The sequence below is a fragment of the Thermoprotei archaeon genome (genome assembly GCA_038881895.1).
Classification (GTDB): domain Archaea; phylum Thermoproteota; class Thermoprotei; order Gearchaeales; family WAQG01; genus JAVZOV01.
Window position 1 is genome coordinate 176,033 of record JAVZOV010000001.1, and the last position, 25,483, is coordinate 201,515.

The window sequence follows — 25,483 nt, forward strand, 5'->3', positions numbered from 1 at the left end:
GCCTTTTAACCTTTTTACAAATAATTTGACAAGAAAGTTAGAGCTTTAGCTCTGGAATGAACGAAAGTAAACATGATGTTAACTCAATAAATTTTGGATGTTCCCATACAAAAGCATGACTTACTCAATGCTCAACTCATGGAAAAGAGGCTTAAAGAGTGGGCTTTTTACTGAATTCATTGTATATTGTAGTATTATCGAATGGGTTTTTCTTTATGAGAAACTAATACGTGGTGTAAACTGTCATATTTAATGTTTATAGTGTTTGGTATTTCTTCACCAACTGAAAATATTCGAGTATTCGAAATTTTTGATAACCATGAGATGAGTTCTCTTGCAAATTTTAGCTTTTTCATTTTAGTATCAGATGCTTTAGTAATGCTTGTTAACCACGGTTTAGAATATTTTCCAACAAAGCCTTTAAAACTCCAACCTAGTAATACGATGTTTTTTGCTTTAAAATGTTCGGCAAAAAAGACTGCTCTATCACCATCTGTAAATCCGCCAAAGTTATATACCCCATTGCATGGCTCAACTTGACATGTTCCAATGACTTGACCTTTTAATTTAGGCACTGTATAACGTAATTTGTCAATATTGTCACCATGTCCATGAACTACTACTATTGATCCTTTTGATGAAGCTTCCAAAATACTCTCCATTCTTCCATCAAGATCTGTAAATACGAAATTTGGTACTATGTTACTTTCTAGAAGCCTTGTAACAGACCCGTCAGCTGCCATTACGATTACTTTATTAACAATCTTTAAAGTTCGCTCAACAGCTTCATCGAGCTCAGGAGCAGCACCATAAACGAAAACTGTTTTTCCCGTTATTAATTTGCTTAGATGATTTAAGTTAGCTTGTTCCTTTTTTCTTAATAATATAGAAAGTATTTTGCACGCTCGTATATCTGATAGTTTATTGTACCCCATGGATAAACGTATTTTCTCATACCATGGTAGCCAGTTTTCTAATGCAACCACATTCTATAAAAGTACGGATCTGATATAAAGATGCATTGAATAAAATTGTTTTAAGTAATTTAAAGAAGAAAATTTTACAGGTTTAAAATTTCCTAAGATTCTTATTAAAAATAAAAATGTTATGCTATGTTTAGACCCAACCTCTCAACTTCATTGCTGTTGCTATTCGGTTAAGTGCGTAAGCATACGCTCCTCTTCTCATATCTATATTGTATTTCTTAGTTGTCTCCCATACAGCATTGAATGCGTTCACTATGATATTTTTAAGCTTCTGATCGACTTCTTCTGCGCTCCAATAGTAGTTCATTAAGTTTTGAACCCATTCAAAATATGATACTGTTACTCCACCTGAATTTGCAAGTATATCGGGTACCACTACTGTGCCGTTCTTGAACAGTATATCATCGGCTTCAGGTGTAGTTGGACCATTGGCGCCTTCGACAACTAATTTGGCCTTTATTTTGTGTGCATTCTTTTCAGTTATCTGATTTTCAAGCGCTGCCGGTATAAGTATATCTACATCGAGCTCAAGTAATTCTTCATTAGTTATTTGTCTTGTTCCTGGAAAAACCAACACACTTCCGGTAGTCTTTTTATGTGCCATCACATCCTTATACTTTAATGGTTTATTATTAACACTAACAATACCTCCTTTTGAATCGCTTACTGCGATTACATTTGCTCCTATCTCATCAAAATACATATGAGCATAAGAACCAACATTTCCATATCCTTGTATGGCTATTGTTGCTTTCTTTAAATCTATGTTTAATTTCTTTGCAGCTTCTATCGTAGCGAAGAATAATCCTCGTGAGGTGCTCGTTTCGCGGCCTAGTGAACCACCAATTGAGATCGGTTTTGCTGTTACGACACCGAACGCATTGTATCCAACAACCTTTGAGTATTCGTCCATGAACCATGCCATTGTCTGAGAATCAGTATACACATCAGGAGCTGGTATGTCTACTAATGGACCTATAATAGGTGCTATGGCTCTGAAGTATGCTCTTGATAATCTTTCAAGTTCGCCACGTGAAAGTGCTTTGGGGTCGACTATAACTCCACCCTTGCCACCACCATAAGGTAATCCAGCCACCGCGCATTTCCATGTCATCCACATCGAGAGAGCCATCACTTCTTCAATTGTTACGTTTGGATGATATCTTACACCACCTTTGTAAGGTCCAAGAGCATTATTGTGTTGACTTCTGAATCCTGTGAAAACTTTAATACTACCATCATCCATTTTTACTGGGAAATGAACAACTAATACTCTGTCAGGCTTCTTCAAACGTTCAAGAATGTTCTTGTCAAGATCAATAATTTTTGCTGTCCTTTCAAGTTGCTCAACGGCTATTTCATACGGGTTTTTACCTGCCAAGCGTAATCACCAAGCTAAAGAAATAGATCTGTCTATTTAAGATTTACCATGATGTTCTAGGAAAAATTAACATTATATTTTAAATATTACTAATATATAATATACTTTCATGTATAATAAAAGATGAGATACAAAATTTTCCATGGAAATTTCTTACTCAGTAATTACTCATGTTTCATAAAATATTTAATCTTATTAACAGCATCATAATTAAATTTCATTATTTCGTATCAATTATCACAACTGAAATCCTTTACTGAGGGGTTGGTGAGCAGTTTTTGAATAGATAGATTTTTATAGACGTTTTGAGTTGATTTTTTATGCCGATATGGGTCCTGCTTCCAATGCGAATAGGACGACAGGCAGGCGGGGAAACTTCCAATGTGCCGTCCTTCACCGTTGGCGGCGAAAGCCCTCGAAAGCGTTTGCCGATAGAGGGAAGGGACGAAAATCCATGAATCCCACAACGGTGGAAAAGATGTTAGGAGCTTTGCATTATTAGTATCAATGACATTGCTACTAATACTATTAGTATTACGATGTCTATGTAGCTTGGTTGTGATGAGAAAAATAAAGAACTTAATAACATTAGTGATGCAGAAAACATAATTATTATGCTCATCGTTGAAAATATGTGATAAAACAATCTTGACACATCGATGTAATATTTTTCTTCATCTTTTAATAAATCACTAGTTATTAAAAGCAATGTAAAGATAATGTATGATGTTATTATTCTTAATATTGACATGACAGACACCGATGCATTCAGCGTTCCATAAATAAGTAAAGCAAATGTTATTAGTGATACTATTTGATTTATTTTCTCTTTATTGATAATGATCAAAAAAGATTGTGAGATGGTGATTGCTATCATTAAATTAGTATTATTTGACCAAAGAATTGCTTGGAGGAATAAAAATAACATGCTTAGTACTCTTAACTTGTTAATATCGCGCATAGTACCTCCTCCTTAATGGTTGTTTAGATGAAGAGAGCGTTTTCATTATATCAGGTTTGCAATTCCAGATTATCGTGTTTGCTATTGGTGATAAGCTGTGTAAGATAAGCATTCTTTCAAGATTTAAAATTTCTATTGGTAAGTTTAAAAAGGGGTTAGCAGTTGTGCTATCGCAAAATGCGAATATGACCGTTACTATATAACCCTCATTAACTAAATCTTTTACTGCATTTATTATGCTGCTATCCATTAAAGGTGATATAAAAAATATGTGAGATCCTGGCTTGAGCATGAATGGTGCTAGTATTAAAAGTACCTGGTCGACTGGCAGCTCCTTTCCAGCTTTAACTTCAGATAGTGTGTAAAGGATTTTTAATAACTGTTTTTTACCAAAACCAGGTTTTACCCAGTTTCTTGTACCACCAAGACAGATTAACCCAACCCTATTACCTTGTGCTAGTAATCCATAAGACAATGTTGCTGCTCCTGAAACACATGCTTCAAGAGTCATTTTCTCATAATCAATTCTATTTGTCAAGCCATTAGCATCAATAACAACCACAGCATCCGTCACATTTTCTGATTCATACTCATTGGATATTATTTTTCTAAATCGGGCTGAAGCTTTCCAATTAATTCTTTTGATGTCATCTCCCGGAATGTAGTCTCTTAATGCATGAAATTCCATACTAGATCCTAATCGTTTTGAAATTATGGATCCTGGCCACACACCAGTTCTTTTTGCTTGAAACATTAAAGTTCCGCGTGTATTTAATGATGGAAACACAACAATCTTTTTAACAACAGGAACATCAATAACTTTTGAAATAAACCCTAAAGGATCTTGTGCAATGATAGATACGGGCCCGATATTAAACTTACCTCGTTCCACAAACCTTATTTTAACATTGAAGTTCTTAATCTCGTCATGATTTAGCCTAGTTATTAATCCGTAATAACCTTCAAGCTGTACTCCTGAAGGAACTTTCAGGAAAATTTTCACAAATGCAGGACTCCCTTTATTATGAGCAACTATATTTACAATAGTTTCATCGTTTAAATAAAACCTTTCACCATCAATTTTAAAGTCAGCATTAATATTAATATTATCAGGCATGTTTAACACAGATAAACCTAATTCAGATAACAATACTATAACTACTATGTATAGCTTCCATTCTTCAGCTATCAATGCAAAAAACAATGCTAACACTATGACAATTATAAAAAGTAGGAGACGCTTTGTATACATTTCTTGCTTACCTTATTGATTTAGGGACTTCAACTTCATTTATAACATGTGATATTATTTGTTCAGGACGAATTCCCTTAATCCATAATTCAGATTTTAGTATAAGTCTATGAGAAAGAACGTAAGGGGCAACCTCCTTGACATCATCTGGTATGACATAATCCCTACCTTCGACAACAGCCCTAATCCGTGAAAGTTTAAGGAGTGCCAAAGTCCCCCTAGGACTCACACCAACCTCTACATAACTATGATTACGTGTTGCTCTTACTATGTTCACAATATATTTTAACACCTCATCGCTTACGTAAACATCTTCAATAGCTTGTTGACTCTCGATAATGATTTCTGGTGTAGCCAAACTCTTTAATTCAACATCATCCGCTCGACGCAAAATTCTACGCTTCAGTATATCAATCTCTCCTTCTTTAGAAGGATATCCGATACTGAGTTTTATCATAAAACGATCAATCTGTGCTTCAGGTAATGGATAAGTACCTTCATACTCTATTGGATTTTGCGTAGCAATTACAATAAACGGTTCAGGAAGTTTGTATGTCTTACCCTCCACTGTTACCTGATGTTCTTGCATAGCTTCCAGCAACGCTGACTGTGTTTTAGGAGGAGAACGATTAATCTCATCACCTAGAAGTATGTTAGCAAAAATAGGGCCCCTTCTAAACTCAAAACTACTCTCAGCCTGATTGTATACCATTGAGCCTATAATATCTGCTGGTAAAAGATCAGGTGTAAATTGAACTCTACTAAATTTACAACCAAGAACTTTAGCAATGCTTTTTGCTATTAAAGTTTTTGCTAACCCAGGGAAATCCTCAATAAGAACATGACCATTAGCCAACACAGCCATTAACAAAAGTTTAATAACATTATCTTTATCAACTATAATTCGGGACACCTCATTTACTACATTATTAATTAATGCATTAACTTCGCTAATTCTCAAATCTTCTCACTACTATTAATCCAAACATTAATATATTTTTTAGATAAACACAACAAAAATCATTAAAACCACTGAACATCTAAAACCATAAGCTTTCCTGCTGAATCTTTTTTGCAAGTTCTATTCATAGGAACATTTAAATTAAGAATAAATTATTGTGCAATATAATATATTCGTGGTGTGAGTTTTGTCTGAAAAGATTAAAAGTAACATAGCACCTGTAGACCTTGGAGCTCCTGAAGGAATTCCCAGGAATTCTTTAATACTCTTAAGTGGTAATGCTGGTACTGGTAAAACAGTACTTCTTTGCCATTTAGCAATGAATTTCATGCTCAATAACGAGCCGATAATTTATGTAACATTAGATGATGATTCATTATCTGTGGTAAAAGTTTTCGAATCGTTCGGATGGAATTTATCCGAATACATAGATAAAGGGTTATTTAAATTAATTGATGGTTTCTCCTTCAGATTAGGTGCTTTTAAGCAACAAAATCTCTATCACTTTGCAGTCAAAGAGGTACGTCCAGATAATACTTTAAGTATAATTAATGCCATCTTAGAATTATCAGATAATGTAAATAACAAAGGCCTTGTGATATTGGATTCATTGAACGAACTGATGTTTACCCTTGATGTAAGAGGCATTTTAGATTTTGTAAGAACTCTTAGAGCAGTAGTTTCAAAAGGTAAAAATATTGTGACACTCGTTACGTTACATGTAACTACCGATGCGTTGGTTGAATTAAAAAATAATCTAGAATACCTAGTTGATGGCATAATAGATACACGAATAGATCCTAATTTGCAAGAACTTGGAATACCAATAAAGCAAATGATGGTTAAAAAATTAAGAGGAGCACCAACAAATCCTGTATGGATACCGTATGTAATATTAAATGATGGAGTTCACTTAGTCGATCAACACAAACTAGCAGCATTAGTTAAGTCCAAAGTAAAAGAAGCTCTAGGAAATATCCCAACGGCTCAGCAGTAATCATCATTTTAGTTTTTAAATCACAATTTATATTTTTTATGAAGAAATTAATCTAAACTCTCTTGTCAAAGAATATAATGAGACAATGAGTATGGGATAACATGTAGTGAAGCTTGCGTTTTTGAGGATTGATACGTTTTGGTGCGGCCGCCGGGATTTGAACCCGGGTTGCCGGCGTGGAAGGCCGATGTCCTAGTCCATGCTAGACGACGGCCGCTCTAAGTATTTGTATAAAACCAGCTATATATCGATTTTTTCATCATTTTGCATAAGATACTGCTTTTCATCAGAATAATCACTTGAACATCATATTTTTAATAAATGTGTTCAACCCATAACATTTTTTGTTATTATTTTTTTGTTACTATTATCTATCACGTTCCATTCTATTACTATTGTCCCTCCCTGGTTTTTATTCGGTACTAATGATGGTCCAATTTTATACACAAGTTGATATTGATTGCTTGAACCAGTAACCTCAGTTAAAATTATGTTCATGTATCCTATAATGTTCCTTGGCTGGAATGCGCTAGAAATCCAGTTGCTGCTTGTGGAATAACTTAATGGACCTTGCGTATAGTACACTTCATAACTAAAGTCTGATAGGTAGGTTTTACCATACGAAATTATTGTTAACACTATGTTCGATGAGTATGGAGATTGATATTGATTATCTGAGTATCCAAGTGGAAATCCTGAAAGTGGTGGTGTTACAGAGATTGCAATGCCTGAAGCTCCTGAGGACAATAATTCTTCTATTGCGTCTGCTGCTGTTGCTGGAAGAGGTAATGTATCGTTTAATACTAACACTGTGAACTGTGTGAATAAAAGTGATGAAAAGATTTGGGGATACGCGTTGGGACCTGAATACTGAAGTTCTACAGGGTATCCGAATGAATAGTAGTATATTCCCATTTTGCTTGGTGATTGTAATCGTAATCGCATTATATAAGGAACGTTGTAAGGTATTTGGTTAATGTTTGTGTAATATAATTTTAGTGTAAGTAAGTTGACTGTTGGATCAAATGGTGAGTAAAAACTTGGCACAGCAAGTGACGATCCTATAAAATCATACTTGTTATCATAAAAGCTTTGCCAACCCCAAGAAGCGTAAGGATGAATGACGTAGGTTGGTGTATAATATTGTATGCTGAATTTGCTTTGGAATGCGCTAAAGATTGGAATGTCTATTACTTGGTTCGGTCTAAGTACTATCATCGTAATAGGTAGTGGAGCTCCATTTGGATACTTACTAGAACCCCAATCGATGTGCAAGTAATAATAAATTTTTCCTACATAGGTTCCACTTGCATTTTGGAATGAGTAATATATTGGTATCCAATAATCTCCAATTGGTATGCTTGTAGTCTTGGAATAGAAGACTATTGTAAAGTTTGCATACCCAGATGACGTCATGCTTACAGATGCAGAGTTGTTCCCCTCATAAAGCCATCCATATTGGGACCAATAATTTGAACTGTTTAGATATCCTCCGCCTAGTGGATAAAGTATTGGAGTTTGATGAGTGAGCGTTAATGTAAGTGGTTGAAGAGTAAGTATGATGGATTTGTCACTATCTAGATAAACGTTAGTAGAGACTGCATCGTATGAGAAAAGTTGAGCAGTTATATTGTATGAATAGTTGGGTGGTAGGAAGAAAATTATATGTCCACTACTATTAGTATAACCTGAACGCACAACGCTTCCGTTATTAATGAAAGATGCTGTTAAATAGGTGTTGTATAGCGGAACATTTTTGTAATTAACTACTTTGACTGTAAGTGAGCGATATGATGAAAGAGGATAGACTACGATAGTGAGGGAATAAGGGGAGTCTGTGGAGCCGTGATCAATGTAAGCTGATACAATATTAGTATAGTAACCGTTTGCAGATGCTATGAATTCATAGAATTGCGGTCCTGAAAGCCAAAAATATGCATATCCATTACTATAGGTATCATAAGTTTGAATGTTGCCACTGCTGTCCTTCGCAATTACACGTGAGTTGAGTCCATTGCCGTTAGGGTTAACAACTCTCACTACTACGTAGTATTGTGTTGTTTTTGAGTTCGGTGGAATTGTTGGGGTAATTGATGGATATATTGTACCTGTATATGTTCCATAGGTGAAAGGTAAGATTTTTGTAGTTATAGATGCGAGCACATTAGACGGTAAGCTTGATGATGGAATCCACACGTTTATGTTTCCACTTGATGGTGCTTTTACTAGTAATACTGTTGATGCGGGTGTTATATTTTGTGGAGAGCTCATATACATGACGAGACTCATAGTTCCGCTTGTGGATAATAACCATGCATGTGGAGCTGATCCTGTTGAAGTCTGAATTATGTTGGATAGTGGTGTTGGGTTATCTGTATTGCTGAATACTGCTATTATTGATGAGTTATCTGTTACTTTAAATGTGAATTTGTCAAGTTTTATTATTTGTCCGTTTAAAATCCAGAATTCAAAATGATAACCTGCAGCTGGCTTTGCAGAGAGAGTTAAATTTTTTCCTATGGGATACAGGTATGATCCTGGTGCAGGGTCTGTAAAGCCGCCATTCGTTGGTGTAACTGAGATTGTTGTTGAAACAAGTTTTGTTATAAAATAGGTAAATGAATTACCTAAACCTGTTATGACTTTTAAGTATGCTATAGAACAATTGTTAAACAATGATGTTATATAAGTTGATCCTTCTGATAACCATTTCTCAATTGGAATTATTTTGATTACGTGATCGTTGTCATCGATCAATATTATTTTGTCTATATAACTTGGGCTACTCCCTATGTTTTCTATAACAATGTTCGATCCGTTAGTATATGTTTTTAGTTGTTCTCTTAACCGTATATTTTCTAATTGCGCGGAATTTCTAGCGCTAATTTCTGTTGAGAACATAGTATTGCGGTATGTAAGATACATAGCAGTGAGTGATGTGATGATGACCATCATGATTATTACAGCTATAATGTTACTTACACCTTGTTTTGTTAATAAATCATGCCCATTACTCATACAATCCACCTCCATATATTCCCTGTTGAAGTGATCAATGTAATCGAATGTTGAGCCCAACCATAGTTTTTGATCAATATCGCATTAATTCCTTGTGAGATTATTGAACTTTCTGTTAATGGATTAATGTTCATTCCACTGATGGTGAATTCATATATTATTGTTGACGATGTTAAGGACGGGCTTGCTAATTCTGATAAATACACATAATAGCCATCATTGCGTTTATAATACGGAATGTTTATTTTATATGTTTTGCTGCCAGAGATATCAGATACTTTGAATTGTATTTGATTATTACTGAAATTTATGACAATATTATATTGTGAATTATTCAACGTACCCATTCGATAATTATTAGTACTATTATACGATACATTAACAGTTCTAGATGTTGAATTAAAAATAATTGTTGATGAGAACGTTTTATCAGCAGATATTAGTGAAATTAAAAAAATCCCAGAATTAACTTCAATAGTGGAATTGATTGCAAATGCATAGCCATAAAGAATCTTATTTATAAATCCGAATTCACTGAAGGAATTTGTTGGAGATGTTTTTATGATTAGACTATTCGAAGTATTATAATATTTTATTGATGCATTATTCTTACTAAATAAGTTCATATTAACAGATATCCAATTCTCAGACCATAGTGCAGGATTCATCAGGTATATCGTCTGCCATGAAGCATTGAAATCACGCATTATTGTTATAGGTGTAGGTACGTTATCAACAAATAGTTTAGATACATTTGTAATTATACCATAATTGTAGACCCAAAGAATTAGATCTGTAGCGTAACGTTCACTCTTTATCACAGTCAGCGCCTCCATGAGACGTTGAGATTGTTTTTCTTCAGAATGGCTCATATTTAAAAGAAGATTATGCTCAGAACGTAACATATTAGGGATAAAAATTACAGAGGCGGCCAGAACAATACTAATCAATAACAATACTGATATAATTTCGCTGATAGCTCGTTCGTTACTTTTCATACTTTTAAGCTTCATAACTATCTGCTTAAATAACACTAAAATTATCTTTTAACCCTCCAACTAAATTATAAATAAAAACTTGTCTTCATTTTTTGTTAATAAAATGAACAATAAACCTTAGACTTCAGCAGTATTTTCGAGATATGGATCCTGTGTCGTTGGATTTGAAGAGGATCCATAGATCTCATACCAATTTTGTGCACAGGAATGTATGGAGAAAACAAGAACAGTCATAATCTGTAACACTCAAGGATTAGACATTGAATCATAGTAACGTGACGAAATGTTTTCTCAAAATGAAAAATTCACGCTCTCTTACCATGTCGATATGGTTGGTTATGGTTAGACGTGAACTACCACCAGCTTTCGCAGGTGGCTTCCTGCTTCCACGGACAGACTCGATCTCCACTCACCCACAGCGGAGGTCTCGGCAGGTGAGACCGTTTCGGGAATCCCGTGTGGAAGGTGGGTTACGGAGGTCTTGCCCTCAGCAGTCTTCTCTTTCGGCCTGTTCCATGCCTACTAGGCCTGCCAACCAAGCAGACAATGATAAACACAACGAGAAAAAATATAAGCTTATCGGCCTTCATCCCCACCCCTACGGATGAGGACTTCCCGCCGTCAAAGTTAAATATGAAGATTATTTTTGAACACTTAAGAGAACAAGGGGGCGGCAGTGTGATCAAACCAGTCAAAATGAAGAAAATTTATCTCGCTGTTCCAAGAAGATATGAGACAGAAGTTTTAGAGGAAATAGGTAAGCTTGGCGCTATACAACTCATCAGTGAGCGTGCTTCAATAGGTGAAGAACCAGAGAATTTAGATCTGTATGATAGGTTTTTAAGAATAGATGAAAGAACGAATTTACTTTTAACCACATTATATAATACGAAAGAAAAATTCTCGTCACCTGAGACTAAGCAAAATATAGAGAGTCCCCAGATTACAGAAGAAATACTTCCATCAAAGATAACTATTGAGCAGATTAAAACTTATGTGAGTGATTATGAGAAAAAGATTGACGAGCTAACTCGTAATGCTGATTCATTACAGAGAGAGATTGAAGATCTAAGTATGATAAAGGATCGGTTATCACTTTTGCAGGTCAGTGACATTGATATTAGTAGTATTGGTGATCATAAGTTTATGTTTGTGAAAGCTGGACTTATGAACAATACTCTTATTCCAAAGTTAGAGGAATATTTGAAAGATTTTAATGTAGTCTATGAGGTAAAACAGGTTAAGCCTAAAGAATCATTAGTTATTGTTGCAGGTTTGAATGATTATAAAACTAATGTTGAGAAAGCTTTAACGTTACTTAATTTTAATGAATTTAAGTTTCCAGAAAAATTACCTCCAGATCCTAAAGAAGCGTTAGAAGAGTTAGATAAGAGAATATCTGCAAAACTTAAAGAACTTGATTCTTTAACAGCTATAGTACAAGGGATAAGAAAAGAACTTAGATCACGCCGAGATTATGTAAGCTTTTTGAGAGAAGCTAAATCTTCACTACTCAGAACAAAGAATCTGAGCATCATACAGGGATGGATCCCTGAGAGTGCGGTAAACAAACTTGAAAGCAAAGTATCCCAATTAACAGAGAAAGTATTCTACTTAAAGGTTGAAGATCCTAGAGAAGATGAAGAGATACCAGTTGAATTAGCAAATAAAGGACTATTAAAATATTTTGAATTACTAACCACGGTGCAAGGAGTACCTCATTACAAAGAGATCGACCCCACATTAATCTATGCCATATTATTCCCAATAATGTATGGGATGATGTTTGGAGATGTTGGAAATGGATTAGCAATATTAATTTGGGGATTTCTCTTTTACAAGATACATAAACCATTCCTAGGTATCTCAAGACGTGCACTGAATCGTCTAGGTGTTATAATGATGATCGGAGGAATTTCAGCTATGATTTTTGGTATACTGTATGGCTCAATCTTCTTATATGAGAACGCCTTTAAACCACTATGGATAAGACCTACAGAGGATACTAACACAATAATAGCAATAGCTTTAGAATTCGGTGTAGCACAAATCATAATAGCGTTAGTACTAAATATAATTAATAATATCGGTAGGAGAGAATACAAAGAGGCTGTGCTCAGTGGCAAAGGTCTAATCGGTTTAATATATTATATTGTAGGCGTAATGCTCGCTATTAATTTGATTAAAAGCGGACTCCAGTTATCAGCTTTCCTTTATCCTGAAAATCAACCTTTGACGTTTACAGCCTTAGCAATGCTAGGGTTAGTGTTCTTTAGTCCAGCAATAAAAGGCTCACATCATTCACTTGGAGAAAGTTTGATGGAGGGATTTGGTGAGTTCATTGAAGTCTTTCTTTCCTACATAACAAATTCCATATCTTATGTACGTTTAGCGGCTTTTGCTATAGCTCATGGTGTGCTAGCAAATTTTGCATATATTTTAGGCGAATCAATAGGTTTCGTACCTAGTCTTATAGTAGTAAACATAATGGTTATACTCATTGAAGGCTTCGCTGCAGGCATTCAGTCAATAAGGTTAATTTATTATGAATTCTCGACAAAATTCTTCCGAGGAAATGGCGTCAGATTTAAACCAATCAAACTAATACTCACTGATTGAACAGTTTTTGATCCGACAACAGAGATAATTAATGCTTTTTTTATAGCTAACTAAAGATCTACTCTTTACATCTTGAAGGTAGTTTCTATTACGTAAGAAATCAATCCTTTTAGGATTTTTAGAAAAATATTTAAAGAACTAGCTAATGAATATACTTGGTGACAAATGATGAATATTAAAAGTAACATTAAAAATATCCTTATGAAATTAACAATGAAAATGATAAAACACATGAATAGTTACAAGAAAACATTGCTTCTAGTGATTGCATTTAACTTGTTAATAGTCTTTCCTTTGATTGCAGTAATATCATATGCAGTTTCACCACCTGTACAACAGACAACACCTACAGGTCAAACAAATTTAGAAAAAGGATTAGGATTGCTAGGTGCAGGATTAGCAATTGCTGGTTCGTGTATAGGCGCTGGTATAGCAGTTGCTGGTGCAACAAGTGCTGGGGCTGCAGCAATTGTTGAGAGACCTGGAACATTCGGTACTATATTAATATTCGCGGGATTAGGTGAGGGAATAGCAATCTATGGACTACTGATCGCATTCCAGATTTTAGGAAAAATATAACATAAAGGTTAATTTAATATTTAGAAATGTATTGTTTCTCTTATTTTCTCTTCTTGTAATCCAAGTTCTTTCCCGGTTATTAAAGCAATAAGATTTCGTGTCTCAATTTCTGTCATTATTAGGTATCCTATCACATATGAAAAGCTTGAAGGATATCTAATCATCATGATCTTTATTTGATTATATAGTTCATCTGTAATTATGTGGTCTATTTGTTCTAATTTCTTTGATTCTATTGTCTCTCTTAAGCGTTGTGCAAGATTTTGATAATGTGTTCTCATTAATATGTCTGGTATTGCATCTAACCGTGCTTTAGACATCTGATTGATATCTTCACTTTTTAATTTAACTGGTCTGAAACTGATTGACAAAACAGTTTCTGGGCTTATATCTCGTGCCCGTAAATCGATGATTAAACTTATATTTCTCAAATCAATCTCAACACCTAAAACTGCTTTTAATTCACGAGAATCAGGCAGTTTTTCAGCAGCTTTCCATGATCTTTCAAAATAAATTTTATCAAGAGAACCTTCCAAAATCGTTACTATATTATGCTTTCTGTACAATGGGAACCATTCTAAGATTTGATAATACTTTGTGGCCTTTAGCAATTCTAGCGAGTCTTGTAATGTTGCGGATTCTATCATTGCTGGAAAATTAATTAGCGCATATTCTCTAGGTATTGGTATTAACATCTCGTTTGTGATCTTTGTTAAAGAGTGTTTTGCTCTTAATATTCTTTTAATATTTTCTACCATAAATCTTTCAGAGTATAATTTAAGAAATTCTCTAACATCACTTGGAGCGATGGTTATCAAATGGTAGAAGCGTGATGTAAGTATAGAGTATACTACTTTACTTAATGTTGATGCATTTATTTCTCTGCTAGGTATCTTACTTATCTCAGGGCCGTAATCACTTTTGAACAAATATTCTACCAAATTATTTAAATCCTTTGTTTTGAGTAGTGTTTTATAAGCATCTTGAGTTAGTAGGTGTGTGTATAATCCATGTGCTCTCGTTATTAGATATACTAACGCTGATGATTTCATTCTCGACGCACCCTTATTATATCACGCACATGTTTTGTTATGAAAAATTCTTCTAATGCTTCCTCATTAAGACGGTCTTCTATATATCGTATTAAAGATTGATAAGCAGGTATGACAACCTTTTCTAGGGCATTAACTTTTCTATTTATATCCATTAATTCTCTTGATAATTGCTCGATCTTAGCTTCTAGTATTGCTAGCTTTATAACCTCCTCAATAGCCTTATTTAGCTTCTCAGTTGTAAAGAATAGTGTGGCTAATGGAACTTGTTTCGAGTCAGGTTTTTTAACTATTTCAATTTCAGGCATTACAACACCCATCACACTTGTTGGTAATGCACGCACTTCTATAAGTTCTACAGCTTTTGAAGCAGACTCAACCTCGTCGTAACCTAATACAGCATAAGCATATTTTAATGATAAGTAAGCATCATTGAATAATTTCTCAACATCTCTTCTACGCTTAATCTCTGGAAGTAATTTATTTATCTCTCCTGCTAATTGGTCTCTTTTCATTTTGAGAACGTTTTTACCTTTTTCAATAAATTTTAGCTGTTCTCTTAATCTTTGCAGAACACCTTTAGTAGCAGCCACTCTACCAATTGACATGTGGTATCACTTATTTGGATCTATGGCTTGGATGATGTTCTCTGATGTATTCTTCATGAATTCTAACTAACTCGCTCTCTGGTAATATAGCCAGTATTTCCCATGCAAGATCAAGTGTTTCTTCGATTGTTCTATTCTCATACTCTCCTTGATTAACAAATTTTTTCTCAAACATGTCTGCAAATTTTAGATATCTACGTTCTCTTTCGCTGAGTCCCATTTCTCCAACGATCCTCGCAAGATCTCTAGCTCGTACACCCTTTGAATAGGCATCGTAAAGCTGGTCCGCAACATCTTTATGATCTGCCCTTGTCTTACCTTTACCTATACCACTTCTCATAAGCCTGCTGAGTGAAGGTAATACGTTAATCGGTGGATATATTCCTCTTGCATAAAGATCTTTATCAAGGAATATTTGACCTTCAGTAATATAGCCTGTTAAATCAGGTATTGGATGCCTTAGATCACCACCGGGCATGGTAAGTACTGGCATTTGTGTTAATGAACCTTTACGCCTTGCAATTATACCAGCTCGTTCATATATTGTTGCTAAATCACTATAAAGATAACCAGGATAACCAGCTCTTCCGGGCACTTCCTCTCTTGCCGCACTCATTTCTCTTAATGCCTCACAATAGTTTGTCATATCACTTAATATCGCTAATACATGCAGATCAAGTTCGAATGCTAAGTACTCCGCCACTGTAAGAGCTATACGTGGCGTTAGTAGTCTTTCGATGGCTGGGTCTTCTGCTAAATTAAGTATTACAACGGACCTCTCGATAGCTCCAGAATTTCTGAATTGGTCTATGAAAAATCTTGCTTCATCACTCTTTAAACCCATTGCAGCAAATACTAAGGCAAACTCCTCCCGTTCACCCTTTACTGTTGCTTGCCGTGCAATTTGTGCTATAACTCTATTATGCGGTAATCCACTCTCAGAAAATATTGGTAGTTTTTGGCCTCTAACCAATGAAAGCATTCCATCGATAGCAGAGATCCCTGTTTGTATGAAGTTATTAGGATATACTCTAGCTACTGGGTTTATAGGAGAACCGTTAACATCTCTTAGATCACCTGATGTTATTGGGGGCATTCCATCAATCGGTTGGAATATACCGTTAAACATTCGTCCCAGTACTTCATCAGAAACTGGTATCTTAAATGTTGATCCAGTAAATTTCACTACTATGTCTGTTTGTAATCCAGCGGTAGAACCGAGAATCTGTACCACCGCATAATCATGAGCAACGTCAAGAACACGGCCTAACCTATCTATACCATCAGCTCCTCTCAATATAACGACTTCATCATAACTAACATTTTTTACGTTTTCAATGAATACTAATGAACCTTTGACCTCTTTAATACCTCTGTAGATTACTCCCTGTATATCCTCAAATCTTAAGGAGCTTGGCATTTTCACGCACTCTCCTTAATTGAAAACCCGTAATTGCTAGCAATCTTTTCAAGAGCTTCTTTAGTATCTTCTATTACCTTTAGTATACTCTTTACTCCACCATGATCTTCCTTTACCCTCATCATTAGTGATATTTGAGGCAGTTCCCTTATAACATCTATAGGGATCCTGTTTTTTACTAACTTGACTGCATCATCGTAAAAGTCTATAATCATTTTAAGAAGAAGGGCCTGCTTTTGAGGATCACAATAAGCATCTACCTCATCGAACGCTGATTGTCTCAAGAAACCTTCCTTTATTATTTCTGCAGTAAGCAGTATTAATCGTTGATCGTCAGGAAGCGCGCTTTCACCTATAACTCTAGCAATGGATTCTATCTCCGCTGCAATACTTAATAACTCAAGAGCTCTTGCTCGATATTCTGGAAAATCTTTAAATATTCTCGTCCACCAATCGATTGCTTCTTTATATTGAGAAAAGCTCTGAAAGCTTTGTGTGTATGTGCTCAGTAATGATCCTGCATAAAGACTGTAACTTTTAAGCCAATTAATAGCTGGGAAATGTCTACTATATGCCAGTTCAGTATCAAGGGCCCAGAATACACCTGTAAATCTTAACGTATGTATGGTCACGGGTTCGTTAAAATCGCCGCCTGGAGGTGAGACAGCTCCAATTATTGTTACAGAGCCCTCCCTTTCAGGTCTTCCTAGAACAATTACACGTCCAGCCCTCTCATAAAATTCTGCCACTCTATCAGGTAAATATGCTGGATAGCCTCTTTCCACGGGCATCTCTTCAAGTCTGCCTGAAATTTCTCTAAGCGCCTCAGCCCACCTCGAAGTAGAATCAGCCATTAAAGCTACATCGTATCCTTGGTCTCTATAATACTCAGCCATCGTGACGCCCATGTATATGCTGGCCTCCCTTGCTGACACAGGCATGTTACTTGTATTTGCTATTAATATTGTTCTTTCCATCAGCGGTCTACCAGTTCTCGGATCTTTGAGCTCTGGAAACTCTGTTAATACCTCACTCATTTCATTACCTCGTTCACCGCATCCTATATACACTACAACATTAGTATCACTCCACTTAGCTAATTGATGAAGCGTTACCGTCTTTCCTGTTCCAAAACCACCAGGTATTGACGCAGCGCCACCTTTAGCGATAGGAAAGAACGTATCTATTACTCTTTGTCCAGTTATTAGAGGCTTATTTAAAGGCAACCGTCCATTTTCTTTAAAAGGTCTAGGAATTCGTACAGGCCATTCCTGCATCATTTTCACTTCAATTTCACCATACTTTGTCTTAACTTTTGCAACAGGCTCCTCTACAGTGAAATCGCCCTCTTCTATATAGGTTAAAACACCCTTAACATCAGGAGGTATTAAGATTTTATGGAGCAACATCGGGGTTTCCTGAACTTCACCTATAATATCTCCACCTTCAACCTCTACACCTTCAGCAAGTATAGGCTTGAAATGCCATTTTATGTTTCTAGGAAGTGTGCTGATTTTAGCTCCTCTACTAATGAACGGTCCTCTCTCCTTGAATAACAATTCTAAATCCCTTCCAACACCATCGTATGTTTTATTCAACATACCAGGTCCAAGTTCTGCTACCAGTCTTTTGTTTGTGCCAACAACCTTTTCACCTGGCTTGATTCCGCTAGTTGATTCATATACTTGCGCCGTGAACATGTTTTCAGTAATTCTAATAACTTCACCGATCAATTCTTCCGATCCGACTAGCACCACCTCACCCATCTGAATATCCGGAATCCCAGTACCTACAATTATTGAGCCTGCAACTCTTCTAATCTCACCAACTCTCATGGTTTTACCTCCTGAATAGACTTTAACAGTATTTCGAGTACTTTATTTCTATTCTCAGATTTAAATTTCATCAACCTGGATTCAAAAGTATTTGTATAATATAATTTCATGTCTTCTGTATAAATAATAACACCGCCAGCATCATTGAGAGGTTCAGGGGAGACGCGGATCTCAATTTTTTTATTATGAAGCTTTTTCTTTACCATTTCAATAACATCGTTTATTATTTCACTATCCCTCTGATTAATCCTTATTAAGAACTTTGAATCACCTAAGTTTTTTATACCTTCAATTATAAAATCTGATAAAACTTTTTTGTAAAGTTCACGATTTTCGATTGGAACTTTACTTAACCGATTTTCAACTTCTTTAAACACTTCCTCTAAATATTTTGACCGCATATCTAAAACTTTCTTCCTACCATCAATTCTTGCAATTGCTAGTTCCACTTTTTCTTTCTCTTCGAGTTTTCTTATAGTTTCTTGCATCCTTCTTTCCATAATATTTTTTGCTTTTTGCTCTGCATCGTTAATAATATTTTTTGCTTTTTGCTCTGCATCAAGTAAGATTCGTTTAGATTCTTCTTCAGCAGCTCTTTTTATTTCCGTTCTAAGTGCTTCAATGCTCATTATCACACCCCCAAAATATTGTTTAACACAAATTTCACAGCCTCCTCAAAATTCTTCTTACAACTATCCTCTATTTCCTGTGCCTCTTTTTCGTATTTCTTTAGTATAGCACTCTTTTTCTCAGCTATCTCTGCTTCTTTACGCGTGACAAGGTCTTTTATAATACTCTCATCATTTTCTGCAGTTTTAATTATTTTTTCTGCATTTTTTCTTGCATGTAATATTATTTCATTAGCTTTTGCTTCAGCATCTTTTATTATTTTTTCTGCATTTTTTTCTTCTTCTATTAATTCTTTTATAACAGACATTACTCCTCACCCAGTTTAAGTTTAACACCAATAGCCTGACTTATTAATTGATAGATCTCGTTTGTACGTTCTCCGATCGCGCCACTCAAACCAGGAATGATTGCAAATACGGGATAATAGCGTCGTTCTCTAATAAGTTCATTACGTTTACGTTTAAGTTTTATTGCCAAATCTTCAGGAATCAGCAAAACCTTACATTTACCATCTTTAACAAGTTGATCTATTACCGATTCTGCTTCATTCACACTATTAACTTCTCTACCTTCAACTCCAGCTAATCTTAATGCTGTTACTGTATAACGATCTCCTATAGCCACGACGCTCATGAGATAAAACAATAAATACAAATTAATAAAGATTCTTATTTATTAAAATTTCTATTTATTGCTAAAACAAAAATTCTTAACAATATTTAGGTACTCTATTCCTCACTGAAATCTTCGAATACCGAAAATCTCCTTATATGATCTACAGGATTTTGTTTATATAATTCTTTTCTTCGAGCCTCTAGGATACTTATCTTTTCTCCCGAGTATTCTGCAGCTGATAATACGTGTGTTCCTACTTCATTACCTCTATTAATAACTTTTCGTATCCTTTCATTCCATTGCAAATCTCTCAAAAGATGATGATCTATAATAAGGTCCTTCGGATGTACAACATCTAATATTTTAGTAATATTATTAATAGACATCACATAACTGTTTTCGGAGAACTTAGTTCCAAGCATGTACGTCATAGGGCCGTCCATAATAATAGTATCTGGGCGATGTTTTATTATAAATTCTACTTGAGATGGTGACACGGCGCCTTCAATATCGCTCGTAAACAAAAGTTTATGATTCCCATCATCTATTAATACTTCAATTACGTATCCTAGTCTTTCATCAGCACCGTGCGGAACTGGTTGTGAAAATTTTATTAATGTTCTGCCATAACTAAATTCCTTACCATCTGCATAATTAAGTGACTTAGGCCTATTCCCTAATTGTTTAATAAAGAATGATGATCTTATGAATTGGCTTCTGTTTATTTTTTGGGAAGGATGTTTAATTAGAACCTCTTTTCCATTATACAGGTCAAGATGAATTTTAGGATTGTGATGATCATAATGATAATGTGTTATTATTATTACATCGCACTTTGATGCATAATAGACTATCTGAGTCCAATCATTTTTTAACTTCTCTATCTCCAATGGATGTGGTGGTAAACCGTATCTAAATGGACCTAACGCAACACCAGGGTCAATAAGAATGTTTACATCATCAGTTTCCACAAACGTGGCCATGCTTCTTGTACCCATCGAGTCAAAACTAATAAGTTTTATATCCATTTCATCATTTATTCCACATTCATGGTTAAAAATTTTTCCTACTTTATGATCTTTTTGTCTAGATACTGTTATGAAAATTTAGAGTTCTCAATATTCTCTCATTCCTCAGGATGAAACCTTTAGTTAAAAGTATTTTAAATCTATATAAATACTCTAAATCAATTGTAATACAATAACCTAATTAGTAAATACATAATGACTTAATGTTAAGATTTATATATATCTCAATACATAAGAGATATGAGAGGCATGCCAAAAATTATACCTAAACGTGTTGGGGGATGGCCCTATCCTGAACGTCCTCCAGAAGTTAGAATAAAGGATTTTGAACCCATAACTTTAAATTACACCCCAGATCAAGCTATGGAAGAAGCGAAAAGATGCATTTTATGTCCATTACCTGCATGTGTAAAGGCATGCCCAGTAAAGGTTGATGTTCCAGCTATGATGAAAGCTGTCGCTAGTGGAAATTTTGCAGAAGGTGCGAAAATACTCAGAGAAACCAATTGCCTTGGAGGAACTACAGGATCTGTTTGTCCTCAGCTGGGCGGATTTTGTGAATTCTCGTGTGTTTTGAATAAAACTGGAGAGCCTGTGGCAATTGGCATGATCCAGAAGTTTCTAATTTACTGGGAAATCCAGAATAATATAAGCCCTGATATTGGTGCCATGAACATAAAACCTACAGGGCACTCAGTTGCAATAATAGGTGCAGGTCCTGCTGGAATAGCTGCTGCTGATCTTTTACGTCGTTATGGGCATGATGTAACAATATTTGAGGCCATGCCAGAAGCTGGTGGAACAGCATTCTATGGGATACCCAGTTTTCACTTAGACAAGAAGCTTACTAGACATGAGATTAATTATCTTAAAACAATGGGTGTAAAGATCAAAACTAATGTAATGGTTGGGAAGGATCTAAGAATAAAGGATTTATTCGATATGGGTTTTGAAGCAGTTCTCATAGCAACAGGACCGTCTGAAGTTATTAAGTTAAATGTTCCTGGTGAAGATTTAAAGGGTGTTTATTCTGCGTATTCATTTTTGATCGATATTAACAGAGCTTTACTGGAGAGTAAGCCTTTGTCTTCATTACCGTATAAACTGAACGGTGGAAGGTATATAATAGTAGGTGGGGGAGATACAGCCTATGATGCAGCCAAGATGGCTTTACGGTTGGGAGCATCGGAAGTAATCATCATGTACAGAAGAACTGAAAAAGAGATGCCAGGATATTGGTTAAGCAGAGAAGAAGTTAAAAAGGAGGGTGCAAAAATAATGCCTCTGAGCACACCTATAAGATTCATCGGAGATGAGAATGGTTGGGTTAAACAAGCAGAGTGCATAAAAATGAAATTGGGAGAACCTGACTCATCAGGAAGGCCCAGACCAATCCCAATACCAGGCTCCAATTTCTTAGTTGATGTTGATGTAGTGCTGATTGCCATCGGTAGGAGATCAAACAAGTATCTTGCAGAAGTCGAAGGATTAAAACTCAATGAACACGGTGGTATATTAATAAATCCTGAAACGTACGAAACATCAATACCACGTGTATATGCCGCTGGTGATGTTGTGACTGGAGAAACATTGGTAGTTAAAGCTATGGCGGAGGGTAGAAAAGCAGCTCAACGTATACATGAGATGTTAATGGGACTTAGTGAGAGAGTGGATTTAGATAAGAAATATTACGATGAACGTTATGCCGTTAAGTTTAGAACAACATCTGCATTAGCAACATCCATACAAGCTAGGGAATCTCATTAGAAGTCTTTATTCATTAAATACTATATAGGTTAGGTTTAATAGCTAATCCAAAGTAAAATAAGTTGTGAACAAAGTAGATTTTTCAAGTAAGGACCTAGTAATTGTAATATTATCACTAATAATCATTTTTAACGCACTATTTCTATATCATCCAGTAACGAATTTGGGTACTATAGCAAATAATCCTAGTAAACCAGGTTTTTTAATAACCACGAATAATTTGAACTTAATAATCGAGTCTCAGTTTTTTGCTTTAAAGTCACCTATTGCTAAACAAGTAGATATTAGTAATTCCACAGGTTATGTAACAGTTTTTTCCTCACAAGGGATAGAGGTCGGTAGAAACGTATTAAAACCTTATAATAATAAATTAAGAACAGCGTTCAGTTTACAACCAGATAGATACATGGTTAGAATATTTCTTCAATTTCATCCGAAGCTTTTCCTTAAACTTTATAACATACAGAACTCATTAAGAAGTAATTATCTTGTTCTAAATAATGATACATTTACTGTGGTTAAAGATATTAATGTGTTAGTAAATTCAAGCTCACCAATTACACTCCGAATGATTATTAATATTTCCGAGACTTCTATATATCGTGTTGAGCTTTTTAATTATTATGATAATATTTCAAGTAATCATTATGTGGTTAGGTTTGTATATAATTATAATTCATATGGTGAGCTTTATAAAAATTTATTATTCTTATTAAACTCAAAATCAATAATTATTTTGTCAAATGCTGATGAGAAATCAACTGCCGATAGTGAATCATTTGTTAATGTTTTTACCATAAATTTTAATATCACACCGTTATCATTTATATACGGAGTTGTAAGGATCGCGTGGTTTATAGAGGGAGGGGGTTAATGATAGGTCTTACTACTTTTTTATACATCGTATTATCACCTGCACAAATAATATTAATAGATATCATTTCTTCTATTATTATAGTACTATTAGTAATATTAATATCGTTAACAGTGTTTTTGCGTAGAAACAAAAAAATAAAAGAACAAATTACAAAAAATGATATCACAAATAATGTACAACAGAATGTAGGTGAGCCCAGATCAATCTTATTGTCTTCACTTGCAACTGCACGATTTTTAGCATCAAAGGGCGATTATCGTAAGGCTATAATAGAGGGTTATCTTGCATTGAGAAAAGAACTTTCAATTACATTTATGATTACGCCTATGATATACATGACTGAGTATGAAATTATGAAAAGCATTTTGGAGAAAATTAAAACATCATATTTTCGAAATATTGATGAAAATTTTGCAAAAATCTTAATCAGCCTCTATAAATTATACGAAAAATCTCGTTTCAGCAATGATGAAATAACTATTGATGATTATAATAAATTTATAGACAGTGTTGAATTGATACGAAAATTAATAGTAAAGGGATGAGTACTCATGGATGATATAATCACTGTGTTAAGTTTTTATGCTCCTTTAATAATGATTGTTGTTATTGTTATACTTTACAACCTAATTATTCGGAAATACTATTCTTTGCAACATGAGAAATATGAAAAAGGATTAACATGGTTTGAAGAAGCGATAACCGCATTATCATCTGATAATCCAAATTATAGAGCTGTTATTAATCTTATGTTGTCCGATGCCAGAGAATTATTATTGTCGGAAAAGAAAAACCCAAAAAATTATCATGAAATTACTAAGTTTGTGAATAAATTAGAGAAAACCTATGTAAAAAGTAAGTTTATTGATTCAGATACTTTTTTAAGGCTATATTTTCAGTTAATAGGCTTCAAAAATTTGTTAGGTGAGAATAATGAACGTTTATGATATAATAAGCTTCTATGATCAAGTGCGGTCAGAAATTTCAAAGGTTATAGTAGGTGGCGAACTTTATATAAGGTTATTAACAATTGCATTATTAGCTCGTGGTCATGTGCTTTTGGAAGGCGTCCCCGGTATTGCAAAAACTCTTTTAGCTAAAAGTTTTTCACGTGTTCTGAGCCTAAGCTTTAAGAGAATACAATTTACGCCAGATATGCTACCCGCTGATTTATTAGGAACGTATATTTTTAATCAAAAAACCTTAGACTTCGAATTTAAACCAGGGCCTGTCTTTGCGAATATAATATTAGCGGATGAGATTAACAGGGCGCCACCGAAAACACAGTCAGCATTGCTGGAAGCTATGCAAGAACGACAAATAACAATAGATGGTAAAACCATGAAGTTACCTGAACCTTTCATGGTTATTGCCACTCAAAATCCTATTGAACAAGAGGGTACTTATCCACTACCTGAGGCACAGCTCGATAGATTTATGTTCAGAATAGTTATTGGCTATCCATCTCCCATTGAGGAAATTGAAATTCTAAGAAGAGCAAACGTTGGTATTGATGAAACACGCATTAACCCAATTTTAAGTAATATAGTCGAGTTATCTAACTACATTGAGAAAAATGTTTACGTATCTGATGATATATTTACATACATTCAAAAATTAGTTATCATGACACGTTCAAAGAGCGATAAGATTTTACTTGGTTGTAGTCCACGCTCTGCAGTCATACTTTTAAAGGCGAGCAAAGTAAATGCTGCGATAGATGGAAGGAATTATGTCATACCTGATGATATAAAGCTCCTCACCTTTTATGTTTTTAATCATAGAATGATCATAAAACCGGAGATCATCATTCAAGAAGCACAATCCTCTCCTGGAACTTATAATGTGCTGTTCCAAATTATAGATGAAATTATAAAGAGTATAGAACCCCCGAGGTGA

23 protein-coding genes and 1 tRNA gene are annotated in these 25,483 nt (G+C 34.8%); 8 read left to right on the forward strand and 16 right to left on the reverse strand.

Translation table 11 applies throughout. The features are described 5' to 3' along the window. Positions 1-194: 194 nt before the first annotated feature. From QW128_00945 to QW128_00965, 5 genes are all read right to left on the reverse strand, one after another. A complete protein-coding gene (locus QW128_00945; GenBank protein ID MEM3832153.1) occupies positions 195-986 on the reverse strand; it encodes a 6-hydroxymethylpterin diphosphokinase MptE-like protein in 792 nt (263 codons plus the stop codon). A gap of 130 nt (positions 987-1,116) precedes the next feature. Beyond that, complete coding sequence (locus tag QW128_00950; GenBank protein ID MEM3832154.1) at positions 1,117-2,367, reverse strand: Glu/Leu/Phe/Val dehydrogenase; 1,251 nt, start codon at positions 2,365-2,367, stop codon at positions 1,117-1,119. A 481-nt stretch (positions 2,368-2,848) separates the two neighbouring features. After that, positions 2,849-3,328: a hypothetical protein gene (locus tag QW128_00955; protein ID MEM3832155.1), complete on the reverse strand. Its 480-nt coding sequence runs from the start codon at positions 3,326-3,328 to the stop codon at positions 2,849-2,851. Beyond that, the gene (locus QW128_00960) at positions 3,315-4,580 is read right to left on the reverse strand and encodes a DUF58 domain-containing protein (GenBank protein ID MEM3832156.1); all 1,266 of its coding nucleotides are present in this window, start codon (positions 4,578-4,580) and stop codon (positions 3,315-3,317) included. The genes QW128_00955 and QW128_00960 overlap by 14 nt, the downstream gene beginning before the upstream one ends. 7 nt (positions 4,581-4,587) lie before the next feature. After that, the gene (locus tag QW128_00965) at positions 4,588-5,541 is read right to left on the reverse strand and encodes a MoxR family ATPase (GenBank protein ID MEM3832157.1); all 954 of its coding nucleotides are present in this window, start codon (positions 5,539-5,541) and stop codon (positions 4,588-4,590) included. A gap of 187 nt (positions 5,542-5,728) precedes the next feature. Between QW128_00965 and QW128_00970 the strand changes: the two genes are divergently transcribed. Continuing rightward, positions 5,729-6,538, forward strand: a complete 810-nt coding sequence (locus QW128_00970; protein MEM3832158.1) for an RAD55 family ATPase — start codon at positions 5,729-5,731, stop codon at positions 6,536-6,538. A gap of 139 nt (positions 6,539-6,677) precedes the next feature. Here the strand turns inward: QW128_00970 and QW128_00975 are convergent. The 3 genes from QW128_00975 to QW128_00985 all read right to left on the reverse strand — a co-directional run bounded on the left by QW128_00975 (position 6,678) and on the right by QW128_00985 (position 10,569). Further along, positions 6,678-6,755 (reverse strand) — tRNA-Gly (locus tag QW128_00975). Between the two features lie 110 nt (positions 6,756-6,865). Beyond that, a complete protein-coding gene (locus QW128_00980) occupies positions 6,866-9,556 on the reverse strand; it encodes a hypothetical protein (GenBank protein ID MEM3832159.1) in 2,691 nt (896 codons plus the stop codon). Next, a complete protein-coding gene (locus tag QW128_00985; GenBank protein ID MEM3832160.1) occupies positions 9,553-10,569 on the reverse strand; it encodes an archaellin/type IV pilin N-terminal domain-containing protein in 1,017 nt (338 codons plus the stop codon). Before QW128_00985 ends, QW128_00980 begins: the two co-directional genes overlap by 4 nt. Before the next feature lie 663 nt (positions 10,570-11,232). Between QW128_00985 and QW128_00990 the strand changes: the two genes are divergently transcribed. Both QW128_00990 and QW128_00995 read left to right on the forward strand, forming a co-directional pair. Next, entirely contained in the window at positions 11,233-13,173 is a 1,941-nt protein-coding gene (locus QW128_00990) for a V-type ATPase 116kDa subunit family protein (GenBank protein ID MEM3832161.1), read from the forward strand. A 168-nt stretch (positions 13,174-13,341) separates the two neighbouring features. After that, the gene (locus QW128_00995) at positions 13,342-13,752 is read left to right on the forward strand and encodes an ATP synthase subunit C (protein ID MEM3832162.1); all 411 of its coding nucleotides are present in this window, start codon (positions 13,342-13,344) and stop codon (positions 13,750-13,752) included. A gap of 20 nt (positions 13,753-13,772) precedes the next feature. Here QW128_00995 and QW128_01000 read toward each other — a convergent pair whose 3' ends face one another. The 8 genes from QW128_01000 to QW128_01035 all read right to left on the reverse strand — a co-directional run bounded on the left by QW128_01000 (position 13,773) and on the right by QW128_01035 (position 20,940). Then, the gene (locus QW128_01000) at positions 13,773-14,804 is read right to left on the reverse strand and encodes a V-type ATPase subunit (protein MEM3832163.1); all 1,032 of its coding nucleotides are present in this window, start codon (positions 14,802-14,804) and stop codon (positions 13,773-13,775) included. Further along, positions 14,801-15,412: a V-type ATP synthase subunit D gene (locus QW128_01005; GenBank protein MEM3832164.1), complete on the reverse strand. Its 612-nt coding sequence runs from the start codon at positions 15,410-15,412 to the stop codon at positions 14,801-14,803. Before QW128_01005 ends, QW128_01000 begins: the two co-directional genes overlap by 4 nt. Positions 15,413-15,422: 10 nt before the next feature. Then, complete coding sequence (locus QW128_01010) at positions 15,423-16,832, reverse strand: V-type ATP synthase subunit B (GenBank protein MEM3832165.1); 1,410 nt, start codon at positions 16,830-16,832, stop codon at positions 15,423-15,425. Positions 16,833-16,834: 2 nt separating this feature from the next. After that, the gene (locus QW128_01015; protein MEM3832166.1) at positions 16,835-18,667 is read right to left on the reverse strand and encodes a V-type ATP synthase subunit A; all 1,833 of its coding nucleotides are present in this window, start codon (positions 18,665-18,667) and stop codon (positions 16,835-16,837) included. Further along, positions 18,664-19,296 (reverse strand): V-type ATP synthase subunit E family protein, encoded by a 633-nt coding sequence (locus QW128_01020; GenBank protein MEM3832167.1) that lies wholly within the window; start codon positions 19,294-19,296, stop codon positions 18,664-18,666. Before QW128_01020 ends, QW128_01015 begins: the two co-directional genes overlap by 4 nt. Before the next feature lie 2 nt (positions 19,297-19,298). Continuing rightward, complete coding sequence (locus QW128_01025) at positions 19,299-19,604, reverse strand: V-type ATPase subunit subunit G family protein (protein ID MEM3832168.1); 306 nt, start codon at positions 19,602-19,604, stop codon at positions 19,299-19,301. Next, positions 19,604-19,930: a V-type ATP synthase subunit F gene (locus tag QW128_01030; protein ID MEM3832169.1), complete on the reverse strand. Its 327-nt coding sequence runs from the start codon at positions 19,928-19,930 to the stop codon at positions 19,604-19,606. Before QW128_01030 ends, QW128_01025 begins: the two co-directional genes overlap by 1 nt. 95 nt (positions 19,931-20,025) lie before the next feature. Continuing rightward, entirely contained in the window at positions 20,026-20,940 is a 915-nt protein-coding gene (locus tag QW128_01035) for an MBL fold metallo-hydrolase (protein MEM3832170.1), read from the reverse strand. A gap of 249 nt (positions 20,941-21,189) precedes the next feature. On the opposite strand from QW128_01035, the gene QW128_01040 reads away from it, so the two are divergent. From QW128_01040 to QW128_01060, 5 genes are all read left to right on the forward strand, one after another. Continuing rightward, positions 21,190-22,707 carry an NAD(P)-dependent oxidoreductase gene (locus tag QW128_01040; protein MEM3832171.1) on the forward strand — a complete coding sequence of 506 codons (1,518 nt, stop codon included), beginning with the start codon at positions 21,190-21,192 and terminating at the stop codon, positions 22,705-22,707. 64 nt (positions 22,708-22,771) lie between these two features. Next, positions 22,772-23,581, forward strand: a complete 810-nt coding sequence (locus QW128_01045) for a hypothetical protein (GenBank protein ID MEM3832172.1) — start codon at positions 22,772-22,774, stop codon at positions 23,579-23,581. Next, on the forward strand, positions 23,581-24,129 hold the full coding sequence (locus tag QW128_01050) for a hypothetical protein (GenBank protein ID MEM3832173.1): 549 nt from the start codon (positions 23,581-23,583) through the stop codon (positions 24,127-24,129). Before QW128_01045 ends, QW128_01050 begins: the two co-directional genes overlap by 1 nt. 6 nt (positions 24,130-24,135) lie before the next feature. Next, on the forward strand, positions 24,136-24,531 hold the full coding sequence (locus tag QW128_01055) for a hypothetical protein (protein MEM3832174.1): 396 nt from the start codon (positions 24,136-24,138) through the stop codon (positions 24,529-24,531). Continuing rightward, on the forward strand, positions 24,518-25,483 hold the full coding sequence (locus QW128_01060; protein ID MEM3832175.1) for a MoxR family ATPase: 966 nt from the start codon (positions 24,518-24,520) through the stop codon (positions 25,481-25,483). Before QW128_01055 ends, QW128_01060 begins: the two co-directional genes overlap by 14 nt.